This window comes from Mucilaginibacter sp., assembly GCF_025359345.1.
GTDB lineage: Bacteria > Bacteroidota > Bacteroidia > Sphingobacteriales > Sphingobacteriaceae > Mucilaginibacter.
This window is the reverse complement of record NZ_JANYGQ010000008.1, coordinates 39,279-60,442: the sequence shown is the minus strand read 5'-3', so window position 1 is coordinate 60,442 and position 21,164 is coordinate 39,279. Positions and strand designations below refer to the sequence as shown.

General features: G+C 42.6%; 17 protein-coding genes. 5 read left to right on the top strand and 12 right to left on the bottom strand.

The window, feature by feature from the left end:
* Nucleotides 1–90 precede the first annotated feature (90 nt).
* Nucleotides 91–984, bottom strand: coding sequence for a FimB/Mfa2 family fimbrial subunit (locus Q0R52_RS03595; protein WP_295792242.1), 894 nt, complete (start codon nt 982–984; stop codon nt 91–93).
* Nucleotides 985–993: 9 nt separating this feature from the next.
* Nucleotides 994–1,914 (bottom strand): hypothetical protein, encoded by a 921-nt coding sequence (locus Q0R52_RS03590; RefSeq protein ID WP_295792240.1) that lies wholly within the window; start codon nt 1,912–1,914, stop codon nt 994–996.
* 278 nt (nt 1,915–2,192) lie between these two features.
* On the opposite strand from Q0R52_RS03590, the gene Q0R52_RS03585 reads away from it, so the two are divergent.
* Nucleotides 2,193–2,666 carry a hypothetical protein gene (locus tag Q0R52_RS03585; protein WP_295792237.1) on the top strand — a complete coding sequence of 158 codons (474 nt, stop codon included), beginning with the start codon at nt 2,193–2,195 and terminating at the stop codon, nt 2,664–2,666.
* Nucleotides 2,667–2,735: 69 nt separating this feature from the next.
* Here the strand turns inward: Q0R52_RS03585 and Q0R52_RS03580 are convergent, their stop codons facing one another.
* The 3 genes from Q0R52_RS03580 to gatB all read right to left on the bottom strand — a co-directional run bounded on the left by Q0R52_RS03580 (nt 2,736) and on the right by gatB (nt 6,274).
* Nucleotides 2,736–3,428: a response regulator transcription factor gene (locus tag Q0R52_RS03580; protein ID WP_252792026.1), complete on the bottom strand. Its 693-nt coding sequence runs from the start codon at nt 3,426–3,428 to the stop codon at nt 2,736–2,738.
* 82 nt (nt 3,429–3,510) lie between these two features.
* Nucleotides 3,511–4,665, bottom strand: coding sequence for a redoxin domain-containing protein (locus Q0R52_RS03575; protein ID WP_295792231.1), 1,155 nt, complete (start codon nt 4,663–4,665; stop codon nt 3,511–3,513).
* A 142-nt stretch (nt 4,666–4,807) separates the two neighbouring features.
* Nucleotides 4,808–6,274, bottom strand: a complete 1,467-nt coding sequence (gene gatB / locus Q0R52_RS03570) for an Asp-tRNA(Asn)/Glu-tRNA(Gln) amidotransferase subunit GatB (RefSeq protein WP_295792227.1) — start codon at nt 6,272–6,274, stop codon at nt 4,808–4,810.
* A 144-nt stretch (nt 6,275–6,418) separates the two neighbouring features.
* On the opposite strand from gatB, the gene Q0R52_RS03565 reads away from it, so the two are divergent.
* Nucleotides 6,419–7,048 carry a hypothetical protein gene (locus tag Q0R52_RS03565; RefSeq protein ID WP_295792226.1) on the top strand — a complete coding sequence of 210 codons (630 nt, stop codon included), beginning with the start codon at nt 6,419–6,421 and terminating at the stop codon, nt 7,046–7,048.
* Between the two features lie 54 nt (nt 7,049–7,102).
* Here the strand turns inward: Q0R52_RS03565 and alaS are convergent, their stop codons facing one another.
* From alaS to Q0R52_RS03550, 3 genes are all read right to left on the bottom strand, one after another.
* Entirely contained in the window at nt 7,103–9,793 is a 2,691-nt protein-coding gene (gene alaS, locus Q0R52_RS03560; protein ID WP_295792224.1) for an alanine--tRNA ligase, read from the bottom strand.
* A 260-nt stretch (nt 9,794–10,053) separates the two neighbouring features.
* A complete protein-coding gene (locus tag Q0R52_RS03555; protein WP_295792223.1) occupies nt 10,054–12,285 on the bottom strand; it encodes a hypothetical protein in 2,232 nt (743 codons plus the stop codon).
* Nucleotides 12,282–14,156 carry a transglutaminase-like domain-containing protein gene (locus tag Q0R52_RS03550; RefSeq protein WP_295792220.1) on the bottom strand — a complete coding sequence of 625 codons (1,875 nt, stop codon included), beginning with the start codon at nt 14,154–14,156 and terminating at the stop codon, nt 12,282–12,284. The genes Q0R52_RS03555 and Q0R52_RS03550 overlap by 4 nt, the downstream gene beginning before the upstream one ends.
* A 136-nt stretch (nt 14,157–14,292) precedes the next feature.
* On the opposite strand from Q0R52_RS03550, the gene Q0R52_RS03545 reads away from it, so the two are divergent.
* The 3 genes from Q0R52_RS03545 to Q0R52_RS03535 all read left to right on the top strand — a co-directional run bounded on the left by Q0R52_RS03545 (nt 14,293) and on the right by Q0R52_RS03535 (nt 17,593).
* The gene (locus tag Q0R52_RS03545; RefSeq protein ID WP_252792021.1) at nt 14,293–14,628 is read left to right on the top strand and encodes a MerR family transcriptional regulator; all 336 of its coding nucleotides are present in this window, start codon (nt 14,293–14,295) and stop codon (nt 14,626–14,628) included.
* A 154-nt stretch (nt 14,629–14,782) separates the two neighbouring features.
* Entirely contained in the window at nt 14,783–16,882 is a 2,100-nt protein-coding gene (locus Q0R52_RS03540; RefSeq protein WP_295792216.1) for a ComEC/Rec2 family competence protein, read from the top strand.
* 75 nt (nt 16,883–16,957) lie between these two features.
* The gene (locus tag Q0R52_RS03535; RefSeq protein WP_252792019.1) at nt 16,958–17,593 is read left to right on the top strand and encodes a hypothetical protein; all 636 of its coding nucleotides are present in this window, start codon (nt 16,958–16,960) and stop codon (nt 17,591–17,593) included.
* A gap of 73 nt (nt 17,594–17,666) precedes the next feature.
* Here Q0R52_RS03535 and Q0R52_RS03530 read toward each other — a convergent pair whose 3' ends face one another.
* The 4 genes from Q0R52_RS03530 to Q0R52_RS03515 are packed head-to-tail and all read right to left on the bottom strand — an operon-like array spanning nt 17,667 to nt 20,957.
* The gene (locus Q0R52_RS03530; protein WP_295792213.1) at nt 17,667–18,281 is read right to left on the bottom strand and encodes a hypothetical protein; all 615 of its coding nucleotides are present in this window, start codon (nt 18,279–18,281) and stop codon (nt 17,667–17,669) included.
* Between the two features lie 2 nt (nt 18,282–18,283).
* Nucleotides 18,284–19,549 carry an adenosylmethionine--8-amino-7-oxononanoate transaminase gene (bioA, locus tag Q0R52_RS03525; RefSeq protein WP_295792210.1) on the bottom strand — a complete coding sequence of 422 codons (1,266 nt, stop codon included), beginning with the start codon at nt 19,547–19,549 and terminating at the stop codon, nt 18,284–18,286.
* Nucleotides 19,546–19,986 (bottom strand): NUDIX hydrolase, encoded by a 441-nt coding sequence (locus tag Q0R52_RS03520; RefSeq protein ID WP_295792206.1) that lies wholly within the window; start codon nt 19,984–19,986, stop codon nt 19,546–19,548. The genes bioA and Q0R52_RS03520 overlap by 4 nt, the downstream gene beginning before the upstream one ends.
* Entirely contained in the window at nt 19,986–20,957 is a 972-nt protein-coding gene (locus Q0R52_RS03515; RefSeq protein WP_295792200.1) for a cation diffusion facilitator family transporter, read from the bottom strand. Before Q0R52_RS03515 ends, Q0R52_RS03520 begins: the two co-directional genes overlap by 1 nt.
* Between the last annotated feature and the right edge of the window lie 207 nt (nt 20,958–21,164).

Here is a 21,164-nt window from a genome sequence, read left to right as displayed (position 1 = left end):
CAACCTATGGACACGGCCGTGGTTTGAGAAATAGTTCCACTGGGATATCACGTTATACTGCACTTATTTTGTCGGAATTTCCAAAATCAATTAAAAAGTCTGAGTTACCGGTGCATTCCATCCAGGCACGCCTATTACAAAGCCGCCGCCAGAGCCTCCAGAGCCGCCAAATAAGTTACCCGATAAAATAGTTATTTTATTCTGCCCGGTTGTTGCAACAACGGTTTTCTGTGAAACAATCACATTATTGCTGTCAAAAGCTTTAAGAAATACCGATACCGAACCCTGCGAGAAAAACAAATCTGTTGTCATCGTATAATTTATCGTTCCTCTGGTTGCCGCAGGTATAGCAAAGGTGTATTTACGGGGTGCCGGTACATTGACATCGTACCCGGTTGCGGTACCCACGGCAAATTTTGTATTTGGATATTGAAGTACCATCTGCATTGAAACGACATTTGAAGGTATCGCATCTTTGATAATTGTTTGCAATTTGGAAGTTACCCGCTGCAAGTTAACCGTCTGCGTTGAGGCGGTAGTTGTAACAACCAGTGTTATTTTATTAAAAAATAAATCTTTACCGGCAAAAGGGACATAGGATAGCGTCTGCGCTGTTAAATCGGCCGCGGTGGTACTTAACCCGGTTTTCCCGCCAGCGATAGCAACCGTATAGGTACCAGGATGTAAATTGTCGGTATAAGATCCAAAGCCTGCATCTGTATTTACCTGTTTAACGGTATGCAGGCTTTTTCCGTTCGAGTCAAAAACCATATAGTACAAAACTTCTATATTATTGGTAATTGACGTATCGACGGCGTTTACCTTTAGTGAATTTGTTTCAAAGCCTCCTGTAACCTGCGAAAAACCAACTTGAAAAGTAACTTTCTGTAAATCGTTCCCGGTTACAACATTAATATGGTGGTCTTTTTTACATGCTGTTAATACAACGCTTGCTGTAATTAAAACTGATAATATTTTTCTCATTGCTTTAATTTAAAAGGAAATATTTATTGTTGCAGGATCCCATTTTGCGTTTGCAGTCAGGTTAAATTGACTGTTTGTTGCAAATAGCTGCCCGCTTAATATGGTTTGTGTATTGGGATGCATAATTACATTGTTTACAATGGTAGATGCTAAAATATTACCGCTGGCGTCTTTGCAAACTATTTTTACGGACGACGGGTCAGTGGTATTTAATGTTATTAAACTCACCTTATAATTCGTCGTCCCTATCGCCGAGGCTGGGATAATAAAAGTACTTACGAAGTTGTCCGTTGGCGGTGTTGGATAAGGCCCCGCGGTAAGAAAGGAATATTCTAAATATGTGCGGGCAGTTATTTCAATACTATGTGCATTAGCGGGGATAGCATCCTCTATATTAAGGGTCAATTGACTAACTATCCTGTCGAGGCTTACACTTTGATTGACACCGGCCGCAGTAACGGTTATTGTAAATTTCTTGAAAAAAGTATCCTTCCATGGAAGTGCGGGTGTACCGGTGCCATAACCTTTTAGGTATGCCTGGTCTAAAGTCTCAAATGCGCCCGCGTTTAGTCCGGTCTTCCCGGCGGCAAAAATAATTGTATAACTGCCAGCGGGCAACTCGTCAGCTATGGTTCCAAAATTGGATGCATCTGATAGCTGCTCGAGCGATCGTACTAGCGTGTTGTTTGAATTAATCACATAATAATACAAAACATCAATATACGATGACAATGGCGGCGTAGTATTGGTTTTTAAACCATCGGTATGCGGGGTGTTTGTCGACTGGCCTACAAGTATCTGCGTAAAATCAGATACATTAAAATTCACCTTGTAAGTTTTAGGTGGCGTAGCAGGCCCTTTTTTCTGGTCTTTTTTACACGAACTGCAGAACGCAACGGCCACCAACAACAGGAGTATGGCTTTTTTCATAAAATTAAGTTTCGTTAAAGTTAGATTTATTATTTTGAATTAAATAGTGAAATTTTTCAGACTATTTTTCTTAAAAATATGACAGGAAAAAAGTTACCAAAAGTAAAGACTGCCACATTTTTTTTCAATTAAAAAGGAATAAATGCCACCATAAATGACCAAAATAATAGACAATATTCAACCTGTAATACCGCAAAAATTAGCTGGGCCTCAAGTTAAGCCTTGTTGGAATAGTATTTGTTTATGCTGGTTAAACACATCTAACCATAAAAATAAAAATGAGTACAAATTCAACCGGACCTGAAGAAAAGGGATTTTTCGAACGGGTAAAAGAAACAATTGAAGAGTTTTGGGATGGTACCAAAGAAAAAGCCGAAGATATAAAAGATGCAGCCGAAGATAAATTTGACGACGTTAAAAAAGCCGTAACTGCAAAAAAAGCAACTGCAACACGTAAAGTCACCGCAACCAAACGTACTGTCGCCAACAAAGCTGCCGACGTTACTATCCAAGCCAAATCAACTGTGGCAAAGGTAAAAGCAGAAGCTGCTACCAAAGTTAAAGCCGCAACCGCCAAAGCAAAGGACGAAACTGTAAAAGCTAAAAAAGCAGTCGCCGACGTAAAGGCCCAGGCCGACACTAAAGTTAAAGCAGTTACTGCGAAAGCAAAAACTGAAACTGCCGCTGCTAAAAAAGTTGCTGCAAAAGCCAAAATAACTGCTACAAAAAAGAAAGCAGCATTAACGCACTAAGCAGCGCGTATTAATTAACAAAACGGGCCGTACAATTTGTACGGCCCGTTTTATTTTATGATTTTTTTGCTACCTGGCTTCAAACTTATAGCCAACACCTTTTACTGTGGATACGCAATCGTCGCCGAGTTTTTCACGCAGTTTGCGGATATGCACATCAATGGTACGGTTGGTAACCACTACCGAATCTTCCCAGATGTTTTTAAGGATAACTTCGCGGGTGTAAACTTTGCCGGGTTTAGAGGCCAGCAGGTATAGCAGTTCAAACTCTTTTTTAGCTAAAACTACTTTGTTCCCTCTTTGGAAAACCAGGTAAGCTTCGCGGTCGATCACCAGGTCGCCTATTTCAAGTTTGTTATCGGTAACGTCTTCTGCCGGGGCGTTACGGCGCAGGATGGCGTTTATACGGCTAACCAGCGCACGTGGCTTTATGGGTTTTGCAATATAATCATCGGCGCCCACATTAAACCCGGCAATTTCCGAATATTCCTCGCTGCGGGCAGTTAGAAACACCATAAAGGTATTTTTAAACTCGGGCATGGTGCGCATAATACGGCAGGCTTCTATACCGTCCATTTTAGGCATCATAATGTCCAGCACTATCAGGTCCGGCAATGAACGTTTAGCTTCAGCAACAGCTTCCTGGCCGTTGCGCGCCAGGAAAACCTGGTAGCCCTCTTTTTTCAAATTATATTCAATAAGCTCTAATATATCGGGCTCATCGTCAACTATCAGAATTTTTTGTTTGTTAGAACTACTCATACAGGTAAAAGTTGAATTTTGCGTAAAAGTAGGCGCGCAAATGAACGTAATGGTTAAAGTTACATTAACAAATTGTTAAATGTTACTTTATTTTAACGATTTGTTGAGATTTGCTAAATGTCTTATTTAAAAATTCTTCAAGGTCGGCGCCAAAAACGTTCTTCGCAACAATAATCCCATCAGGATTGATGATGTAATTTGTCGGGATTTGGAAAATATGATACAGGCGTTCAGTCGGTCCTTCAAAATTCTTTAAATCCGAGCCATGGGCCCAGTTAAGCTTGTCAGCATTTACCGCCTGCTGCCATTTGCCTTTGTCCTGGTCGAGCGATATGCCCAGTATATTAAGGCCCAGTGGTTTATAAATGGCGTATTGTTTTACCACATTTGGATTCTCGTTGCGGCATGGAACACACCATGATGCCCAGAAATCAACCATTACATATTTGCCCTTATAATCCGAAAGCTTTATAGGTTTACCATCAAGTCCGCCCACGGTAAAATCAGGCGCTTTGTGGCCAATGGTAACAGGCGCCAGCGACATTTTACTGTTGATAAATTGCTGCACCAGCGGGTTGTCTTTAAAATAAGGTTTTATAGATTCGGCAAAAGCTACCATCTGAGATTCGTACTTAATGGAGTCAACAGCGTTTATTGCATAAAAACCGGCTAGCGACTGTTTGTTATCGTTGGCGAATTTCAAAACGGCAAGACTGTATTCGTCCATGTATTTTGCCAGCTGCGGTTTGTAAATTGCAACTAACGAATCCTGTTGTTTTGGCGTAGGGTGGTCACCTAATGATTGTGCTTTTTCCTGGAACTCGTTGGCTACTTTATTTGGTTTTTCGCTGTACTGGTTACTTACGCGGTTAAATTCCTTTATCTTTTCCGATTCTGCCGAACCTGTTACCTGGTAAGCATTTGCCTTGTCGGCAAGGCTGGTTGTAAAGGTAATATCATCACCATTTTTGGCAATCAAATCAAACATCACACCACCCAGGCGAATTTTAAACAAACCCGCATAAGGACTGTGTTCTTTAAATTGAAATTTTCCACCGTCGCTAAGGTTTGCTGAGTCGATAACGGCCACGTTTGTATCGGCCTTCAACAGGAATACTTTTTTAACACTGCCCGGGTTTTTTATTTCGCCCGAAATAGTAAATGCATCCTTGTCTTTACATGAATAAATGGCAAACGAAAACAGGATAACGGATAGGGTAATTAAATGCTTTTTCATTTTTTTATACTTTACATACGGAGATTAACAGCAAGGCGTTGCCTATATGCTTTATCTCTACTTTTTATTTTTACTTCGACAAATTCGGAAGCTATTTGATTTTCGATTTAACAACTAATCTCTAATCTCCAGCCTCTAATCTCTACTTACTCTCCAGCTCCTTAATCAACAACTGGTTAGTTTTCTGCGGATCAATTTTCCCCTTCGAACTTTTCATAATCTCGCCCATAAACAAACCTAAAACGCCTTTTTTACCTTTTTGATATTCTATCACTTTATCCGGGTATTTTGCCAAAGCATCCTGTATAAAGCGGTCAACATCATTGGTATCGGCGCTTATTAACAGGTTCATTTCCGTTGCCAGCTGCGCAGCATTTTTATCGCTGTTTTTTATAAGCCCGGGGAATAGTTTTTGCGCGGCTACCGTATTATTTACCTTGCCCGAATCAACCAGGTGAATTAATCCGGCCAAAGTTCCAGGTTTCAATGTGAAATCACCAATAGCAACGCCCGAATCATTTAAATATGATTTCACAGCCCCCATCAGCCAATTAACTGCCGATTTATAGTTATCAGTTTTTGCAATTAACGCCTCAAAATACAAGGCAACATCTTTATCGGCGGTAATAACGCCTGCATCGTAATCAGATAGCCCAAGTTGTTCGGTATATTTTGTGTAGAGCGCATTCGGCAAAACCGGCATGCTGCTTTGTATGGTATTTAAATATTCTTTGGTTAACGCCAGCGGTGTAAGGTCGGGTTCCGGGAAATAGCGGTAATCGTTAGCCATTTCTTTTGAGCGTAACACCGAAGTTTCGCCGGTATCTGCATTAAAGTTCAAGGTATTTTGATCGATGTGACCGCCGTTTTCGATAATGTTTACCTGGCGCTCAAACTCATGCTCAATGGCGCGCTGCACGTTGCGGATGGAGTTTAAGTTTTTTACCTCGCAACGGTTGCCATAGGCTGTTTGCCCTCTTAGCCTCACGGATATGTTGGCATCACATCGCATGCTGCCCTCTTCCATATTGCCATCGCAAACGTCGAGATAACGTACCAGCTTACGTATTTCGGTTAAAAACTGGCCGGCCTCTTCGCTGCTGCGCATATCGGGCTCGGTAACAATTTCAATCAGTGGCACCCCTGCCCTGTTCAAATCGATCAGCGAATCCGCATGGTGCTGGTCGTGCATGCTTTTTCCTGCGTCTTCTTCCAGGTGGATATGGTGGATAGCTATATTTTTTGTCCCTTCGGCCAACCTAACCAACACCGAACCACCTAAGCAAATAGGCATCTGGTCCTGCGTTATCTGGTAACCTTTGGGCAGATCGGCATAAAAATAATTTTTGCGGGCAAAGGTATTGCGCAGGTTAATGGTGCAATTGCAGGCCAAACCCATTTTTACCGCATATTCAACAGCCTTGTTGTTAAGTTTTGGTAAAGTACCGGGGTGCCCCAGCGAAATGGCGCTGATATGCTCATTGGGACCGGCGCCAAATGCTGCCGAATCCGGCGAAAATGCTTTACTTAAAGTGGATAATTGTGCGTGAACCTCTAACCCAACAACTAATTCGTATTTGTCACCTATCCCGGCTGTAAAACTTGTCATATAAAATAAATGCGGCGGTGGTATAACCGTAATTGACGCCAAATATAAAAAGTTATTAGTTATTAAAGCGAACGGCTAGATAAATAGCTTACAAAATTGACATTACCGGCACGCGTTTTGGCTTCTATATTTTAAATAACAACTATGATGAAGAAATCGATTTTTAGTTTGCTGGCGGCGTTAATATTGCTGGCTGTAAGCAGTGCCGATACAAAGGCGCAGGTGAGTGCCAGTGTAAGCATTGGGATATGGACACCTCCGCCGGAATATGCGTCGGTAAATTATTATTATTTACCCGATGTGGAAGCCTATTACTATGTACCAACACATCAATATGTTTATCTGGACGGCCCCAGCTGGGTATTCAGGCCTTCGTTACCGCCGCGCTACGCATCTTACAATATTTCTACCGGTTACAAAGTAGCTGTTAACAGGCCCCGTGCCTACCGTTATTTTGGCCACGACCGCAGATCGTATGAACATTTTCGTGGCAGACCGGGCGGTACAATTGTGCGCGACCATTACCATACCAGGGTTATAAACAGGCCGGGCAGAAGTGAGCATTTCCGCGGTGGTAATGTCCATAATAACATACATGGAGGAAGACCTCATGGTGGCGGCGGAAGACCCCACGGTGGTGGCGGTGCTCCTCATGGAGGTGGCAGACACGGTGGCGGCGGTGCTCCTCACGGCGGCGGCGGACATGGTGGCGGTGGAAAACCGTCCGGCGGTGGCGGACACGGTGGTGGTGGCGGTGGCCACGGACACCATTAATCAATACTGACGTTATAAGATTTGACAACTCTTTAAGAGTTGTCAAATCTCTTTTTATGCTATAAAAGCCCTAGCCTTTTCCAGCGCCCTATCCAGCCCGCTAACATCACTCCCACCTGCGGTGGCAAAAAATGGCTGACCGCCGCCCCCACCTTTAATTTCTTTGGCTAATTCACGTACAATGTTACCGGCGTTAAGATTTTTTTCTTTAACCAGGTTCTCAGCAATCATTACAGTAAGCGACGGTTTGCCATCGATGTCGGCAGCTAACACTAGGAACAGGTTATCTACAATATCTTTTAATTGATAAGCCAGGCCCTTTATCGCGTCGGCATTAGGCAACTGCACCTTTTGGGCAATAAAATTGACGCCGTTTATCACTTCAGCCTTTTCTGCCAGTTCGTTTTTTAATCCTGCTGATTTTTCGAGCACCGATTTTTCAATTTCCTTTTTAAGCTTTGCATTTTCTTCCAGCAGGCTTTCCACGCTTTTTGAAATATCCTTAGGATTCTTAAGCATCTCTTTTAGCTGATGCACCAGTTTATTTTGCTGGATGATAAAATCTTCAGCAGCAATACCTGTTATCGCCTCGATGCGCCTTACACCCGCAGCTACAGCGCTTTCGCTTATTATTTTAAAGAAACCTATTTGCCCGGTGGCTTTAACGTGTGTACCACCGCAAAGCTCCTTGCTGAACTCATCATCAAAAGTTATCACGCGCACATACTCGCCATATTTCTCACCAAACAGCGCGGTAACACCGCTGGTAATTGCTTCTGCATATACAACGCTCCGCTCCTCTTTTAAGGCAATGTTTTCGCGTACTTTTTGGTTTACAATAGCTTCAATCTGCGCCAGTTCCTCGTCGGTTATTTTTGCAAAGTGCGAAAAATCGAAACGCAGGTAGTCCGGGTTTACCAGTGAACCTTTTTGGTTTACATGGCTGCCCAAAACCTGTTTCATAGCAGCGTGCAGCAGGTGCGTTGCACTGTGGTTGCTGTTGGTACGGTTCCGCAAAGCAGGATCAACAATGGCAGTCAGCGCATCGTCAATATCCACCGGCAGTTTGTCGGTAAAATGAACAATCAGGCCGTTTTCTTTTTTAGTATCGGTAACTTCAATTACCTCACCATCCGGAAAAACCAGTTCGCCTTTATCGCCCACCTGTCCGCCGCTTTCGGCGTAGAAAGGGGTTTTATCTAATACAATCTGGTATTGCTCGGTGCCTTTTGCTTTCACCTTGCGGTATTTTACAATATGGGCAATGGTTTCGGTTTCATCATAGCCGGTGAATTCAACGGTATCGTCGTCTTTTAGGACAACCCAATCACCGGTATCAATGGCAGTGGCAGCGCGGGAGCGATCTTTTTGTTGTTGAAGAGATTCATTAAATCCGTTTTCATCAATTGTCCACCCCTGTTCTCTCGCCATCAATTCTGTTAAATCAAGGGGAAAGCCATACGTATCATACATTTCGAAAGCAAACTTTCCGGAAAGTATTTTACCCATAGTTTCTCGCGGGTCAGCATTGGGGTCAATCAAAAACACATTTCCTACAAAAGACACCGAAGTCATCTCTTCAAATCTCCTTATTCCCGCAGAAAGCGTCCTTAAAAAAGAATTCTCCTCTTCCAAAACAACTTTCTGCACAAAATCTTTCTGGTCATATAAATTATCAAATACACCCTTAAACTGCTCAGCCAACAAAGGCACCAACTGGTTTAAAAACGGTTCTTTGAATCCTAAATATTGATAACTATACCTAACTGCGCGACGTAATATCCTGCGGATAACATATCCTGCTTTATTGTTTGATGGCAGTTGTCCGTCGGCAATAGCAAAGCTGATTGCGCGGATATGGTCAGCCAGTACACGCATGGCAACAGCCTGGTTCCAATCGACATCGCTGGGCTTGGCAGCGCTGTTGTAAATTATTCCGCTTTTTTGTGCGATAAAATCAATCAGCGGTGTAAACACATCTGTATCATAATTTGATGTTTTCCCCTGCATCACCCGCACCAAACGCTCAAAGCCCATCCCTGTATCCACGTGCTTAGCCGGCAATGGCTGCAGCGAACCATCCTTTAGACGGTTAAACTGCATAAACACATTATTCCATATCTCGATAACCTGCGGGTCGTCGGCATTTACTAAACTTGCACCGCTTACTTTCTGGCGTTCGGCATCCGTGCGGTTATCGTAGTGAATTTCGGAACAAGGACCGCAGGGACCGGTTTCGCCCATTTCCCAAAAGTTATCCTTCTTGCTGCCCATCAGGATGCGGTCTTCAGGAACGTATTGCTTCCAGAAATCAAATGCTTCCTGGTCTATCGCTAAGCCTTCTTTTTCGTCGCCACCAAAAACGGTAACATACAGGCGCTCTTTTTCAATGCCGTAAACATTTGTCAGCAGTTCCCAGCTCCATTCGATGGCTTCCTTTTTAAAGTAATCGCCAAAGCTCCAGTTACCCAGCATCTCGAACATGGTGTGGTGATAGGTATCTATACCCACCTCTTCCAGGTCGTTATGCTTGCCTGAAACGCGCAAACAACGCTGCGTATCAACCGCTCGTTTAAATTTTGGCGTTTCCTCGCCCAAAAAAATCGCTTTAAACTGGTTCATCCCCGCGTTGGTAAACATCAGCGTAGGGTCGTTTTTAATTACAATAGGCGCCGAGGGCACAATAGTATGTCCCTTCGATGCAAAAAAATCAAGAAAAGCCTGACGAATTTGAGTAGCTGTCATGAGGCAAAGGTAAGTATTAGTCCGAAAGTCGGGAAGTCCGAAAGACCGAAAGTTGAATATCTTAACTAACCGGTGATACGCGGGCACGCAACAATTTCCCGGGTCCTAAACTCCTCTTCAACCGCGTGTCGCCTTGCGCTGCACCGGCACAGCGTTCCATTTTTACAGGTGGAACACCCGGAACGCTGTGAAACATAGTGATTATCAAGAGATTCATCTTTCGAACTTTACTGACTTTCCGGACTTTCCGGACTTCCTCCCTACCCTTTCTTCTCAAACAATATTTTCTGTGTGTTAAAATCTGAAGCCATATCTACTAGCTCGGTCAACATCGGCCAGTTTGCCACTTTTTCAAAGTTGTTGGCGTAAACCCGCTTTACCGTTATGGTTAAGGTGTTGCCATTTACCACTGCGGTCGACGTAAACGAACCTGTCTTATTTTCTTTCCTACGCGTCATTTCCTCCATGCCCTTAGGGATAAAGCCAGGTGGTATGGCTATGTTAATAGTGTAGTTAAAGCTTCGTGCACAGGGCATGTAGACATCAACAGCGCGCTTGCGATCCTTTTCTTCGAGTTTATAAAAGCTACCCACCAATTTGCCCGCGTCGATAATATAATTATTGCCCGCTTTTTTCACCAAACCAGTTAACACAAACGATGAACTGTATTGAAGTACAGGCGATGAATTATCCAAAGCTGCGTTTTCAATCTTAAAGTTTTCAACCTGCTCGGGCTCCTGGTCAAACTGCGATTTAATTTCAGCTGTAAAGTTTTTCTTCATTTCAGCCTTTTCTTTGTTGAATGCGAAATTAAAATCGGCGGCCATTTTTTTCGTTTCGTGCGATTTTGAAAGTCGTTTTTCCAACTCATCACCATTTGCGAGGTTTTTATAGCCAGCGTCAACATCCATAACCGGCACCAGGCTGTGCTGGTCGTCGCGCCGCATTTCACCTCCCTGCTTTACGGTACGCATTACTTTTAGCTTTTGCACATTTCCGGGCACTAGTGACACCTGCAACTGTTCTTCTACCTGGTTTTTATTGGCGGCAGTAACAGGCAGGGTAATCTCGCCGACATCTGTGAAGTTAAAACTTTGTGAGTTACGGCGTTTTGGTTTTAGTGCCAACGCTTTTTCTCCCTGGAAACGGGCCGGTATTTCGTTAAAAAGTGTAAACACATCATCAAAACACATATACATTGGCTGGGCGCCGTTGTTAATCTGTATCATGGCACTCATATCCTCTATATTATAAGCATTATCCAGCGAGTTGCCGTTGCGTGATGCTACCAGCAATACATAATGGTCAATCTTCATATCAGTCAACACCATGCACATATCTGATGCCGCATTCATTGATTTTACCGAACGGTAGTTCATATTTCCAACATCCTCCAGTTCTTTGCCGTCGTAGTTGCAAAAAACGTTAAATTTCCATTGGTTATACAGAACCTTCAACACACTATCGAGCGGAGCAGCTTTGAGTGCCTTGCTGCTTTTAAAAAAGTCTTTGGTTTTCCTTTCGGCGAAGTCAAAGCCAGGGCTTTCAGAAAAATAATAATTTTCAAATGCTGTTTTATTCGACTCGAAGCGCGATTGTTTAGTGTTAGTCTCCCTGTCGAACACAGATTGGCCGGCTCCAACAGTATAAAATCCACTCCCTATCTCAATGTATGGGTACTGCCTGTAGGGCGAAGTCCATACCTGGCCGTGGTATTTGGCCATGTTGTGTATTTTAAGGCTTAGCAACATATCCCCGGCACTATTAGTGCTTTCGGTGAAATGCGGTGCGCCGTTGGCATAAATATATTTTACTATTAACTTTTTATTAAATTGAAAATCGAGGCTGTAATAAAGCACCGGGTATTCATCTGCAAGCAGTATGAGGTTATCATTGTCAGTAAAGCCATTTTCAAGGCCTTTTTCAGAAATAGCCATCGTGCTCACATAATAATCCAGGATATCGCCAATCTGCAGGTCTGATATCGCCAGCTTGCCTTTCTGGTTTTTGGTTTCGTTTTTCAATAACACTTCTTCACTGCTATTTACTACCACTTCCTTACCATCGGGCTTTATAATTTTGGCGCCCACATAGGTATCATTCACTTCCTTGAATTTAGTAATCAGCAATGAAACAGTCTTATCCAGTTTTTTCTGATACTCGAGTGTTGAATAGGCCTCAAGCGCCGATTTATCGTTGATCTTAACCCGCTCATGAAACGTGGTGAGCTTAACATTTTTAACGGTGGATGCCAGGCCAAGCAACTTTAATTTGTTACCCGTGGTGCGCTGCAGGCTAAACGAACGGGCCAGCACTACCGCACCCTCTTTGCTCATATCAGCAGGCACTGTGGTTGCTTTAAATTCGGTTGCGCTGTTACCCCATATTTCCTTTTGCAGCTGGGCGGCTTTTTCGATATAAGGAGTTTTGTCCTGAGCAAACAGGGAAACAACAGTTAGTAAAGCAATAATTGTAAGTAAAGGTTTTCTCATTCCGAAGCAGGTTTTAGGGTGATATTTTCGTTATAGGTTTTGGCAAGTTGCTCAATATCTTTATTCCACTGGCTAAACTTTGCCACCGGCATATGCGTGTTTTTTATCAGGATTGTTTTCTTGTATAGTATTTTACCGGGCTTGCTTTCGTAGTTTATATGAAATTCATAATCGGCGTTTGTAATATTTAACGGGGCCGGCAGTGCCGCCACTTTGTAGTTGGCGGGTACAGCGAGCTCTGTTTCTTTGGTGATGTTGGTTTTATAGTCAAACCAATAGTCGTGCTTGCGTTCATCGGTTTTTATCGCTGCGTCAATAAATTCCTTTTTAGTATCCAAATCAACGTAATAAGCTTTGCTGAATACCGATACTGCGTTTTTAAAGTTCACTTTATAATTGGCGTTAAGGTCGGCGTCGGTATTGTAAATGCTCGAAATATTAAGTTCTTTAATTTCGTTATCGCTGTTGTCGTGCGAAAGAAAACGAATAAACGCCTCTTCGCTTTTTTCTTTTTTAATTCCATTCAACCCGGCTAATACAACTTCCTTTTCCTCGCCTTTCCACACATGGGTAATACTGCCGGTAAGTGCGGTACCGGTAACAGCCAGCTTACTTGTTTCGTAATCATAATTCTGCGTAGCCGAAGCCATGGGTATGTGCGCTAAAACGTATTTATCGCCGTTTTCAATCAGCACCTGTCTTCCTTGTATGCGTTCGGCATATTCATTTATACCGATGTAGGTTTCGGTGGCATCTAAAAAAATAGTTTTGCTCTTGTAGTTTAATGCGCATATCATGTGGTTATCAACCGCCATTGACGGCGTGCTGTAATCATAAGCGATGTGATCGGTGCCCAGCCAACAAAGATGTGCGTCATAACCCTGAGCCTTTAGTAACGACGTGGTAAGATTAGCCATCCCCTTGCAATCGCCATATTTTTTTCGCAATACTTCGTCGGCGCTTTCGGGCTTAAAGCCGGCAATCCCATTTTCAAAAGCGATGTAACGTATATTATCCTGCACAAAATAAAATATGGCTTTAATTTTATCCATATCGTTTGTATGGCCGGCGGTCAGGTCTTTTGCCTTTGCGGCTATTATGGCATCGTTATTTTTAATTTCTTTAACAAGGGTTTTATACCAGTTGTATTGATCATCGAGCGTAGCGAAGTACGTAAAATTATGCCCGCCAGTATTGGCCGATTTGCAAAGCACCATTATATGCGGATACAGGTAGCTTGGCCCGGGGCTGTTTTCTTCTCTTTTATTTGCCGGGATATTTTGTGCGGTATAGGTAAAAACGTCCGCGTCATCTTTACTATTGTAAACCGTGTTTTTTTTGATGTCGAAACCGTTGAAATTCATTTCCTTCAGTTCAACTTTCATCCAGCGCGGAACAATAAAAGTTATCTCGCGTGACGAAACCGGTAACTGTTCAGAAAAATAAACTGAAGTAAAATAGCGCGGGTCAAGTACAGTCTCACTAAAAGTAACATTGCCTTTACTGCCGATTTTTGGCAGGCTCATTGGGAAATAGCAAATGCGGGCGTCCGAATAAAAAACATCGTCAACGGAGTAGTAGGAATATTCGGGTTTAAAACCGTCGGGGGTATGGTTGTCAACTTTGCATTTAACCTCGTCAATAGTAACCTGGTCGTTGTACCCCTCCACAACCGGAATTTTTACGGCATAATTATTACTCGTATAAACGTCGTTTAGCACTTCTTTAACCTCAACGCGGTTATACTTCGCATTATAAACAAATTGATAACTCTGCTTTGATGAGATACTTGCCGACGAGTCGGCCGGGTGAGCTTTAACACAATAAACTGTAGCCAGGCAAAGGCAAAGGGCCGTAAAACACTTAATCATACATTATATCAGGGTGCACCTAAGATAATAATTATATATAAACCAGCATTAAAATAATGTATTTAAATATTTTTTTAAGTATCTGTTAATTTCAATGCGATATTCCTAAATTCCAATTAAACAATTACATTTGCATATGCCATATAAAGAACGGGAAATCAGCAAGATGTACTACACCATGGGTGAAGTGGCTATTTTATTCGATGTAAACCAATCGTTAATAAGATTTTACGAGAAGGAATTCGACATTTTGCAGCCTAAAAAGAACAAAAAAGGCAACCGTTATTTTACCCCTGAGGACATAGAAAACCTTAAAATTATCTTCCACCTGATACGCGATAAAGGTTACACCCTAACCGGCGCAAAAGAATATTTAAAAAACAACATGGCTGATTCCAAAGACAGCCACCGCGTAATCAGTTCGCTCGAAAATCTTAAAAAGTTTTTGATTGAGGTGAGAGATCAGTTGTAATTACTGATTGAACGACTATCTTTATTTCCTGTATATCGATTAATTAAAAAATTTGTCATTGCGAGCGAGGTACGAGCGCGGCAACCGCGAACTTTACAGGGCGGATCTACAGAGTTCGCGATTGCTTCGTTCCCAATGACAAGCGAGTTGTAATATGATAGCCAACCACAAAGGCGAAATACCTTTCCTTATCCTGTTGCTCCCCTTTATATTGGGTATTAGTCTTGCTATAAACTTTCCTTCTGACGTAAATATCAAGTCGCTGATTTTATTCCTGTTTGTCAGCGGCTCAATTTTCATCGGCTTTAATTTAGGGTATACCCGGCTATCGATTTATAAACATCGTTGGATTGGCGGCGGCTTAATCGTAATTATCCTGTTTTTGGCCGGTTACCTCAGCCTCGTAAATAATAACGAGCTAAATAATAAAAAGCATTTTTCAAAAGCCTCAGCCCAATACCTGGTTGCAAAAATTAACAGTGAGCCTGTTTATAAAAACGGCTGGCTCAGGTTTACGGTTAACGTGGAACAAACTATAAATAACAACAAACACGCCGACGCCACCGGAACATTGCTCATCACCCTGAAAGACATTGCACCCGAACTTACCTATGGTGACGTATTGCTCATCCCTGCAAAATACACCATAGTAAACCCGCCCTTTAACCCGGCTGAGTTTAACTACAAGCGATACCTGGCCAACCAGAACATTTATTATCAGCAGTTCTTATTCGCTAAACAATACAGCGTGCTTGCAAAGGGAAAGGGCAATGAATTGATCAGCTATTCGCTGCACAAAAGGCGGGTGCTGGTTGAGAAACTAAAACGCAGCATGCACGACACCAGCGCAATTGCCGTAGCATCTACACTGATTTTAGGTTACAAAGCCGATTTAAGCGATGATGTTTTACAGGCTTATTCAAAAACCGGGACTATACACGTGCTGTCTGTTTCGGGGGCGCATGTGGCGGTGGTTTACATATTATTAACGTTTGCCCTTGGCTTTTTAAACCGGTTTAAATATGGTAAACTGCTAAAGGCGCTCATAATTATAACGTTTATTTGGTATTACGCTATGCTCACCGGGTTCTCGCCGGCTGTTTGCAGGGCGGCAGTGATGATCAGCGTGGTGGTAATTGGAAAGACTTACAGCCGCTACATCAATTTGCTGAATATAATGGCGGCATCGGCTATGGGATTGCTGTTTTATAACCCGCTTTATATTGTGGATGTGGGTTTCCAACTGTCTTACCTGGCAGTATTCGGGCTAATTGTGTTGCAGCCAATTGTATATAAGTGGCTCACCTTTAAAAACAAATGGGCCGATAAATTATGGGCAGCCTGCTCTGTGTCTATCGCTGCACAGGTTATTACCTTTCCGTTAAGTGCATTTTACTTTCACCAGTTCCCCGTTTATTTTTTAATCAGCAATTTGTTTATCGTTATCCCTACAGAGATAATCATGTACTCCGGTATTTTCCTCCTGCTGTTACCGCAAATACCATTCGTGTCCAACGGATTGGCCTGGGTGCTCGAAAATTCTATATTGGTAATGGACAGGTTTTTAACCTGGATTGAACACCTGCCTTACGCCTCCATTACAAAAATATGGCTCGCCACTGCCGAATACCTACTGCTTTACGTTATTATTATCAGCCTCATTTATTTTCTTTACGATAAAAATAAATGGCTGATTAAACTTGCACTGGCATGTATTTTATTGTTCTGCATCAGTAAAAGTATCAAACAAATAATCACATCACGCAGCAAAAATATAGCCTGGCTAAACCTCAATAAACACAAAGCAATAGTATTTAAAAACGGTAGCGCCGCCGTTATAATTACCGATTTAAAAGACACCTCCAAAATTTACCGTTATTCGGTGCAGCCTTATTTGGACAGCTGCAGGATAAGTAACATAAGACTACTGCCGCTAAATAAAAATATTAATATACCGTGGGTGGCTAAACAAGGCGGACTGGTGCAATTCTTTAACAAACGGGTTTTGCTGCTAAACAGCCCGGTGAGCGACAAATATCTTTCCCAAAAGTTAAGCGCCGATTATATTTATATTACCGGCAACCAGCACACCCAACTTGAAGCAATAAACAGTAACTTCGCTTACCGCTTACTTGTGATGGATGGTAGCAACAGCGATGCCTATATCGATAAGTTAAAGAGCGAAGCCCTAAATAATAATATAAAATTTAAGGTTCTGAAACGTAACATTTCGCTGATCACGGTATCTAACTAACGCAATAAACAATAAAACAAAATTTGCACTTAAGTTAATAATACGCTAAATTGTATTAAAATAACCCTAAAAAACATGAATATTAAATTTTTTAACGTTGCCCTGGGCGTAGCACTTGCAGCAACCACATTGAGCGCCAGCGCGCAAAAAAATTACACATCGGGTATGGTGGCTTACACTACCGAAATGCGCGGGCAGCAGGCCGATGTTAAACAATATTTCACTGCAGATTCTACAGCAATATTGATAACTTTAGGGCCCGCTAATGTCAAGATATTAACCACTGCCAAGCACGATTACCTGGCTGTTGTTCTGGACGTACCGGTAGCGAACATGAAAAAAGCAGGCATAGCTACCCCGGCTGAACTTGAGGAAGGAATGTCGCAATTGCCAACTTTTACATTCACACCCGGAACTGAAACCAAGCAGATATCGGGTTTTAACTGTAAAAAAGTAGTTGCCAAAGACGCTAAAAGCGGTAAAACATACGATGTATGGATTACAAACGACATTACCGTTCCCGAAACCGCTGTACCGTTCTACTATACTAAAATAGGTGGCTTCCCGGTTCAGTTTACTGCTTTTCAGCAGGGCCAGGAGCAGCCAATTACCATATCAAGCGTATCGGACGCTAAAGCGCCTGCCGGCACTTATGCAATTGCCAAAGACTTTGAAAAAGTTGGCATGAGCGATCTTGGCGGCGGCAGATAATTAACAATATTTCTCTCACAAAAAAGCCATCCGCAGCTAATATGGATGGCTTTTTTTGTACCTATTGAACTTTTTAGGCAGGTATCATTTCGCCGGCCAGCGCATTCACCCAATCATTAAATAACCGGGTTTCATAATCAACTGCTATTTGCGCATGCTGCGCCCATTGCGGCGAAAATTGCTTCAACTGGCTGATCATCTCTTCCAGGTGCCCTTCTTCTTCCAGTATTATTGATTTGACATTGACCTTGCTGCCTGCATCGTCAAGTGCCTGCTGATACACCGGATAAAGTTCATCGGCACGTACCTCAATGGCATAAGTAACCAGCAGGTAAGCCGCAAAGCGTAAATCCTTACCTGATAGTTTTAAGGCCTGTTTTAAGTACCTGCTAACCTGTATATCCAACTGGTTTAAATAGTATTTGCTGTATCCCGGCGCCAATAAAAATTCAGGAGCATAGGTAGCACAAGCAGCCGGGCCGGTTTTTTCTATTTGTTTTTTTAGATAGAATGCATGGCGGTGTTCTTCGGCAGCGTGTTTTAGTATAATGTAGGTAACCGTTAGCGGGTCCTCGCTGGCCGATATTTTACGCGCCCCGGTATTTTCCATTAACGATAGTGTGTTCAACCATTTGGCATGCAAGGCGTTATCAGCAATTATTGATGGCAGCAGTGTGTTAAGTTCCATAGTTATATCTCATCGAGCGCACGCTCAACATGGCTGTAAATATAGGCCAGTTCATCATTGGTAATGCAATACGGGGGTAAAATGTAAACAATGTTACCAAGCGGCCGCAATATGATGCCGGCCCTTAAAAAATAATTGTACAAAGTATCGCGCAGCGAACTGAAATAAGAAGTGTCGTTACCCGTTTCCCATTCCATTGCAAGTATGGTACCTGTTTGGCGTACAGTTTTTATTTTAGAGTGATTCTTTATTTTTTGCAGGAATAAGGTGTGCATCTGCTCGATCCTTTCAATATTTTGACGGGTTGATGGTTCGATAAACAAATCCATGCTGGCCAGCGCCGCTGCGCAGGCTACCGGGTTAGCAGTGAACGAATGACCGTGGAAAAGCGTTTTCAGGCGGTCGTCAGACAAAAAAGCATCGTATATCTGCGTACTACAGGTAGTAACACCCAATGCCATGGTACCGCCGGTAAGGCCTTTTGAAAAGCACATGATATCGGGCTGCTCTGTTAAATGATCACAGGCAAAGTTCTTCCCCGTGCGACCAAACCCTGTAAACACCTCATCGTCAATCATCAGCACATTTTCTTCGCGGCAATGCTTCATCAGTTCGTTAAGGTATCTTGCTTCGTACATTATCATCCCACCGGCTCCCTGCACCAAAGGTTCGAATATAAAGCAGGCTAATTCAGATTTGAGACTTGAGATTTGAGATTTAAGACTTTGTATATTTTCTTCTGTTGGCAAATCAATAAACTCAACCTCAAATAAGAGAGAATCAAACGCAGCAGTAAAGGCACTGCGACCACTTACAGCCATGGCCCCAAAAGTATCGCCGTGATAGGCATTTTTAAAGGCCAGTATTTTTGTACGGGCCTCGCCCCTGTTGTGCCAGTATTGCAGGCACATTTTTATGGCCACTTCGTTGGCGGTAGAGCCATTATCTGAATAAAATACTTTTTGCTGATTGGCGGGTAACAGTTGCAATAACCTTTCGGCAAGTTCAACTGCCCCTTCGTGGGTAAAACCGGCAAATATTACATGTTCCAGTTTGTGCAACTGTTCTGCAACTTTTTGGGCGATGTAGGGATGTGCATGCCCGTGGATGTTTACCCACCATGACGAAACCGCATCGATATATTTTTTGCCACTTTCGTCAAACAGGCAAGCACCCTCACCACGCACAATTGGCACCGGTGGCTGAGCGGTTTGCATTTGGGTATATGGATGCCAAATTACCTTTAAATCGCGTTCAACAAGGCTCATATGGTTTCAATTAAAAGTTCCGCAACGCGTTTGTCTGTAGGGAAGATAAAATCTTCGAGGTGCATGTCGCTGGGGTTTACCCAGCGGAAAGCCTGCAGCGTGTCGCCCTCGCTGTCAAAATCAAACACAACGGTTTTAATATTAAGATTTATCGGGTCGATATTTTTAACCAGGTAATAAATACTGATAACCTGTGAGTTATTGAACGCAGATTTTACATAAAAATCAGTGGTGTAAAAGTGACTTGTTACTTCCACATTCAAATTGCATTCTTCAACAAACTCGCGCTTAAGGCCGTCTATCAAACCCTCACCCGGCTCCAACCCTCCGCCAGGGAATTTGGTAAAGCGCATGCCGTATTCCTGCTCATCACTAATAAGCACCTGGCCTGCGTCGTTAATTAAAATTCCGTAAACACGTACGTTAAATGGGTACATTATTCAAAGTGTTTCTTATTGCGGATAATTTTATCCATCGTCCAAACAATATCTTCGTTTTTTGCTTCGCTGCGTATGGGACAATTAGGCATGCTGCAGTAGTGACAGCATTCCGGCAAACACGGATCAGCATGGATAAAAAGTTCCGTTTTGGTAACTTCATTATTTATTAGCTCGTCAACCAACTTAACTTCTGCGTGCACCCGGTTTAAATCAAAATAATTAGGCAGCGTTAAATGACAATCGATATGCAGTTCATGGCCATATTTTTGTGCGCGAAAATTGTGGATATCAATCCATTCGTCGCGACGTTTTTCATTAAGTACCGATACAATTTCATTTACCACCCCAAAATCGGCTTCATCCATCAGGCCTGAAACCGAACGGCGTACCAAGCGGTAACCGCTATACAAAATGTAGATTGCCACTAAGATAGACAAGCCGCTATCGAGCCACAATATTTTTGTAAAATGAATAAGCAGTAAACCAACTACCAGCCCAACGCTGGTAACCATATCGGCCATAAGGTGCCTGCCGTCCGCTTCGATAGTTATTGAATGGAGCGACTTGCCTTTATTAATCATAAAATAGCCAAGTCCGCCGTTAACCACGCCGGTTATTCCGATAATGATGGCGCCGGTTATAAGATCGTGTATAGCATTAGGGTAAAATATACCATAAACAGCTTTAACAATGATGATAATGGCCGCAATGGCAATCAGCGAGCCTTCGATAAAAACAGAGAAATACTCTACTTTACCATGACCGTAAGGGTGGTTTTCATCGCGTGGCTGTGCTGCCAGGTAAATACTAAAAAACGCAAAGGAACTGGCCAGCACGTTTACTATGCTTTCGGCAGCATCAGTAAGTACAAAGGTTGACGCAGTTAAAAAATAGGCCCCGAATTTTGCCAGCATCAGGACCACACCCACAATCAACGCAACCAGTATTATCCTTTTCTGTTCTTTCAAAACCGTCCTTATTTGCGGCAAAAATATGGTTTTTATTAGGAAATGGATTCGATTTAGGCCAGGGAATTAAAAAAGAAATGAAAGGATTGATGCATAGAGGTTTTGGGTGGCACAATTGTTTTCAATATTTCTAAGATTTACCAGTTTTGCAAAATTCGTCCTGTTGATTTTAAAGTTCATAATCAATAAATATAAACTACGTCTAAA

Bases quoted from the DNA above. Each gene is read 5' to 3' on its own strand.
- Q0R52_RS03585 (WP_295792237.1), top strand. From the start codon at position 2,193: ATGAGTACAAATTCAACCGGACCTGAAGAAAAGGGATTTTTCGAACGG.
- Q0R52_RS03580 (WP_252792026.1), bottom strand. From the start codon at position 3,428: ATGAGTAGTTCTAACAAACAAAAAATTCTGATAGTTGACGATGAGCCC.
- Q0R52_RS03595 (WP_295792242.1), bottom strand. From the start codon at position 984: ATGAGAAAAATATTATCAGTTTTAATTACAGCAAGCGTTGTATTAACA.
- Q0R52_RS03575 (WP_295792231.1), bottom strand. From the start codon at position 4,665: ATGAAAAAGCATTTAATTACCCTATCCGTTATCCTGTTTTCGTTTGCC.
- alaS (WP_295792224.1), bottom strand. From the start codon at position 9,793: ATGACAGCTACTCAAATTCGTCAGGCTTTTCTTGATTTTTTTGCATCG.
- Q0R52_RS03590 (WP_295792240.1), bottom strand. From the start codon at position 1,914: ATGAAAAAAGCCATACTCCTGTTGTTGGTGGCCGTTGCGTTCTGCAGT.
- Q0R52_RS03535 (WP_252792019.1), top strand. From the start codon at position 16,958: ATGAATATTAAATTTTTTAACGTTGCCCTGGGCGTAGCACTTGCAGCA.
- Q0R52_RS03555 (WP_295792223.1), bottom strand. From the start codon at position 12,285: ATGAGAAAACCTTTACTTACAATTATTGCTTTACTAACTGTTGTTTCC.
- Q0R52_RS03520 (WP_295792206.1), bottom strand. From the start codon at position 19,986: ATGTACCCATTTAACGTACGTGTTTACGGAATTTTAATTAACGACGCA.
- Q0R52_RS03530 (WP_295792213.1), bottom strand. From the start codon at position 18,281: ATGGAACTTAACACACTGCTGCCATCAATAATTGCTGATAACGCCTTG.
- gatB (WP_295792227.1), bottom strand. From the start codon at position 6,274: ATGACAAGTTTTACAGCCGGGATAGGTGACAAATACGAATTAGTTGTT.
- Q0R52_RS03540 (WP_295792216.1), top strand. From the start codon at position 14,783: ATGATAGCCAACCACAAAGGCGAAATACCTTTCCTTATCCTGTTGCTC.
- Q0R52_RS03550 (WP_295792220.1), bottom strand. From the start codon at position 14,156: ATGATTAAGTGTTTTACGGCCCTTTGCCTTTGCCTGGCTACAGTTTAT.
- bioA (WP_295792210.1), bottom strand. From the start codon at position 19,549: ATGAGCCTTGTTGAACGCGATTTAAAGGTAATTTGGCATCCATATACC.
- Q0R52_RS03545 (WP_252792021.1), top strand. From the start codon at position 14,293: ATGCCATATAAAGAACGGGAAATCAGCAAGATGTACTACACCATGGGT.
- Q0R52_RS03565 (WP_295792226.1), top strand. From the start codon at position 6,419: ATGATGAAGAAATCGATTTTTAGTTTGCTGGCGGCGTTAATATTGCTG.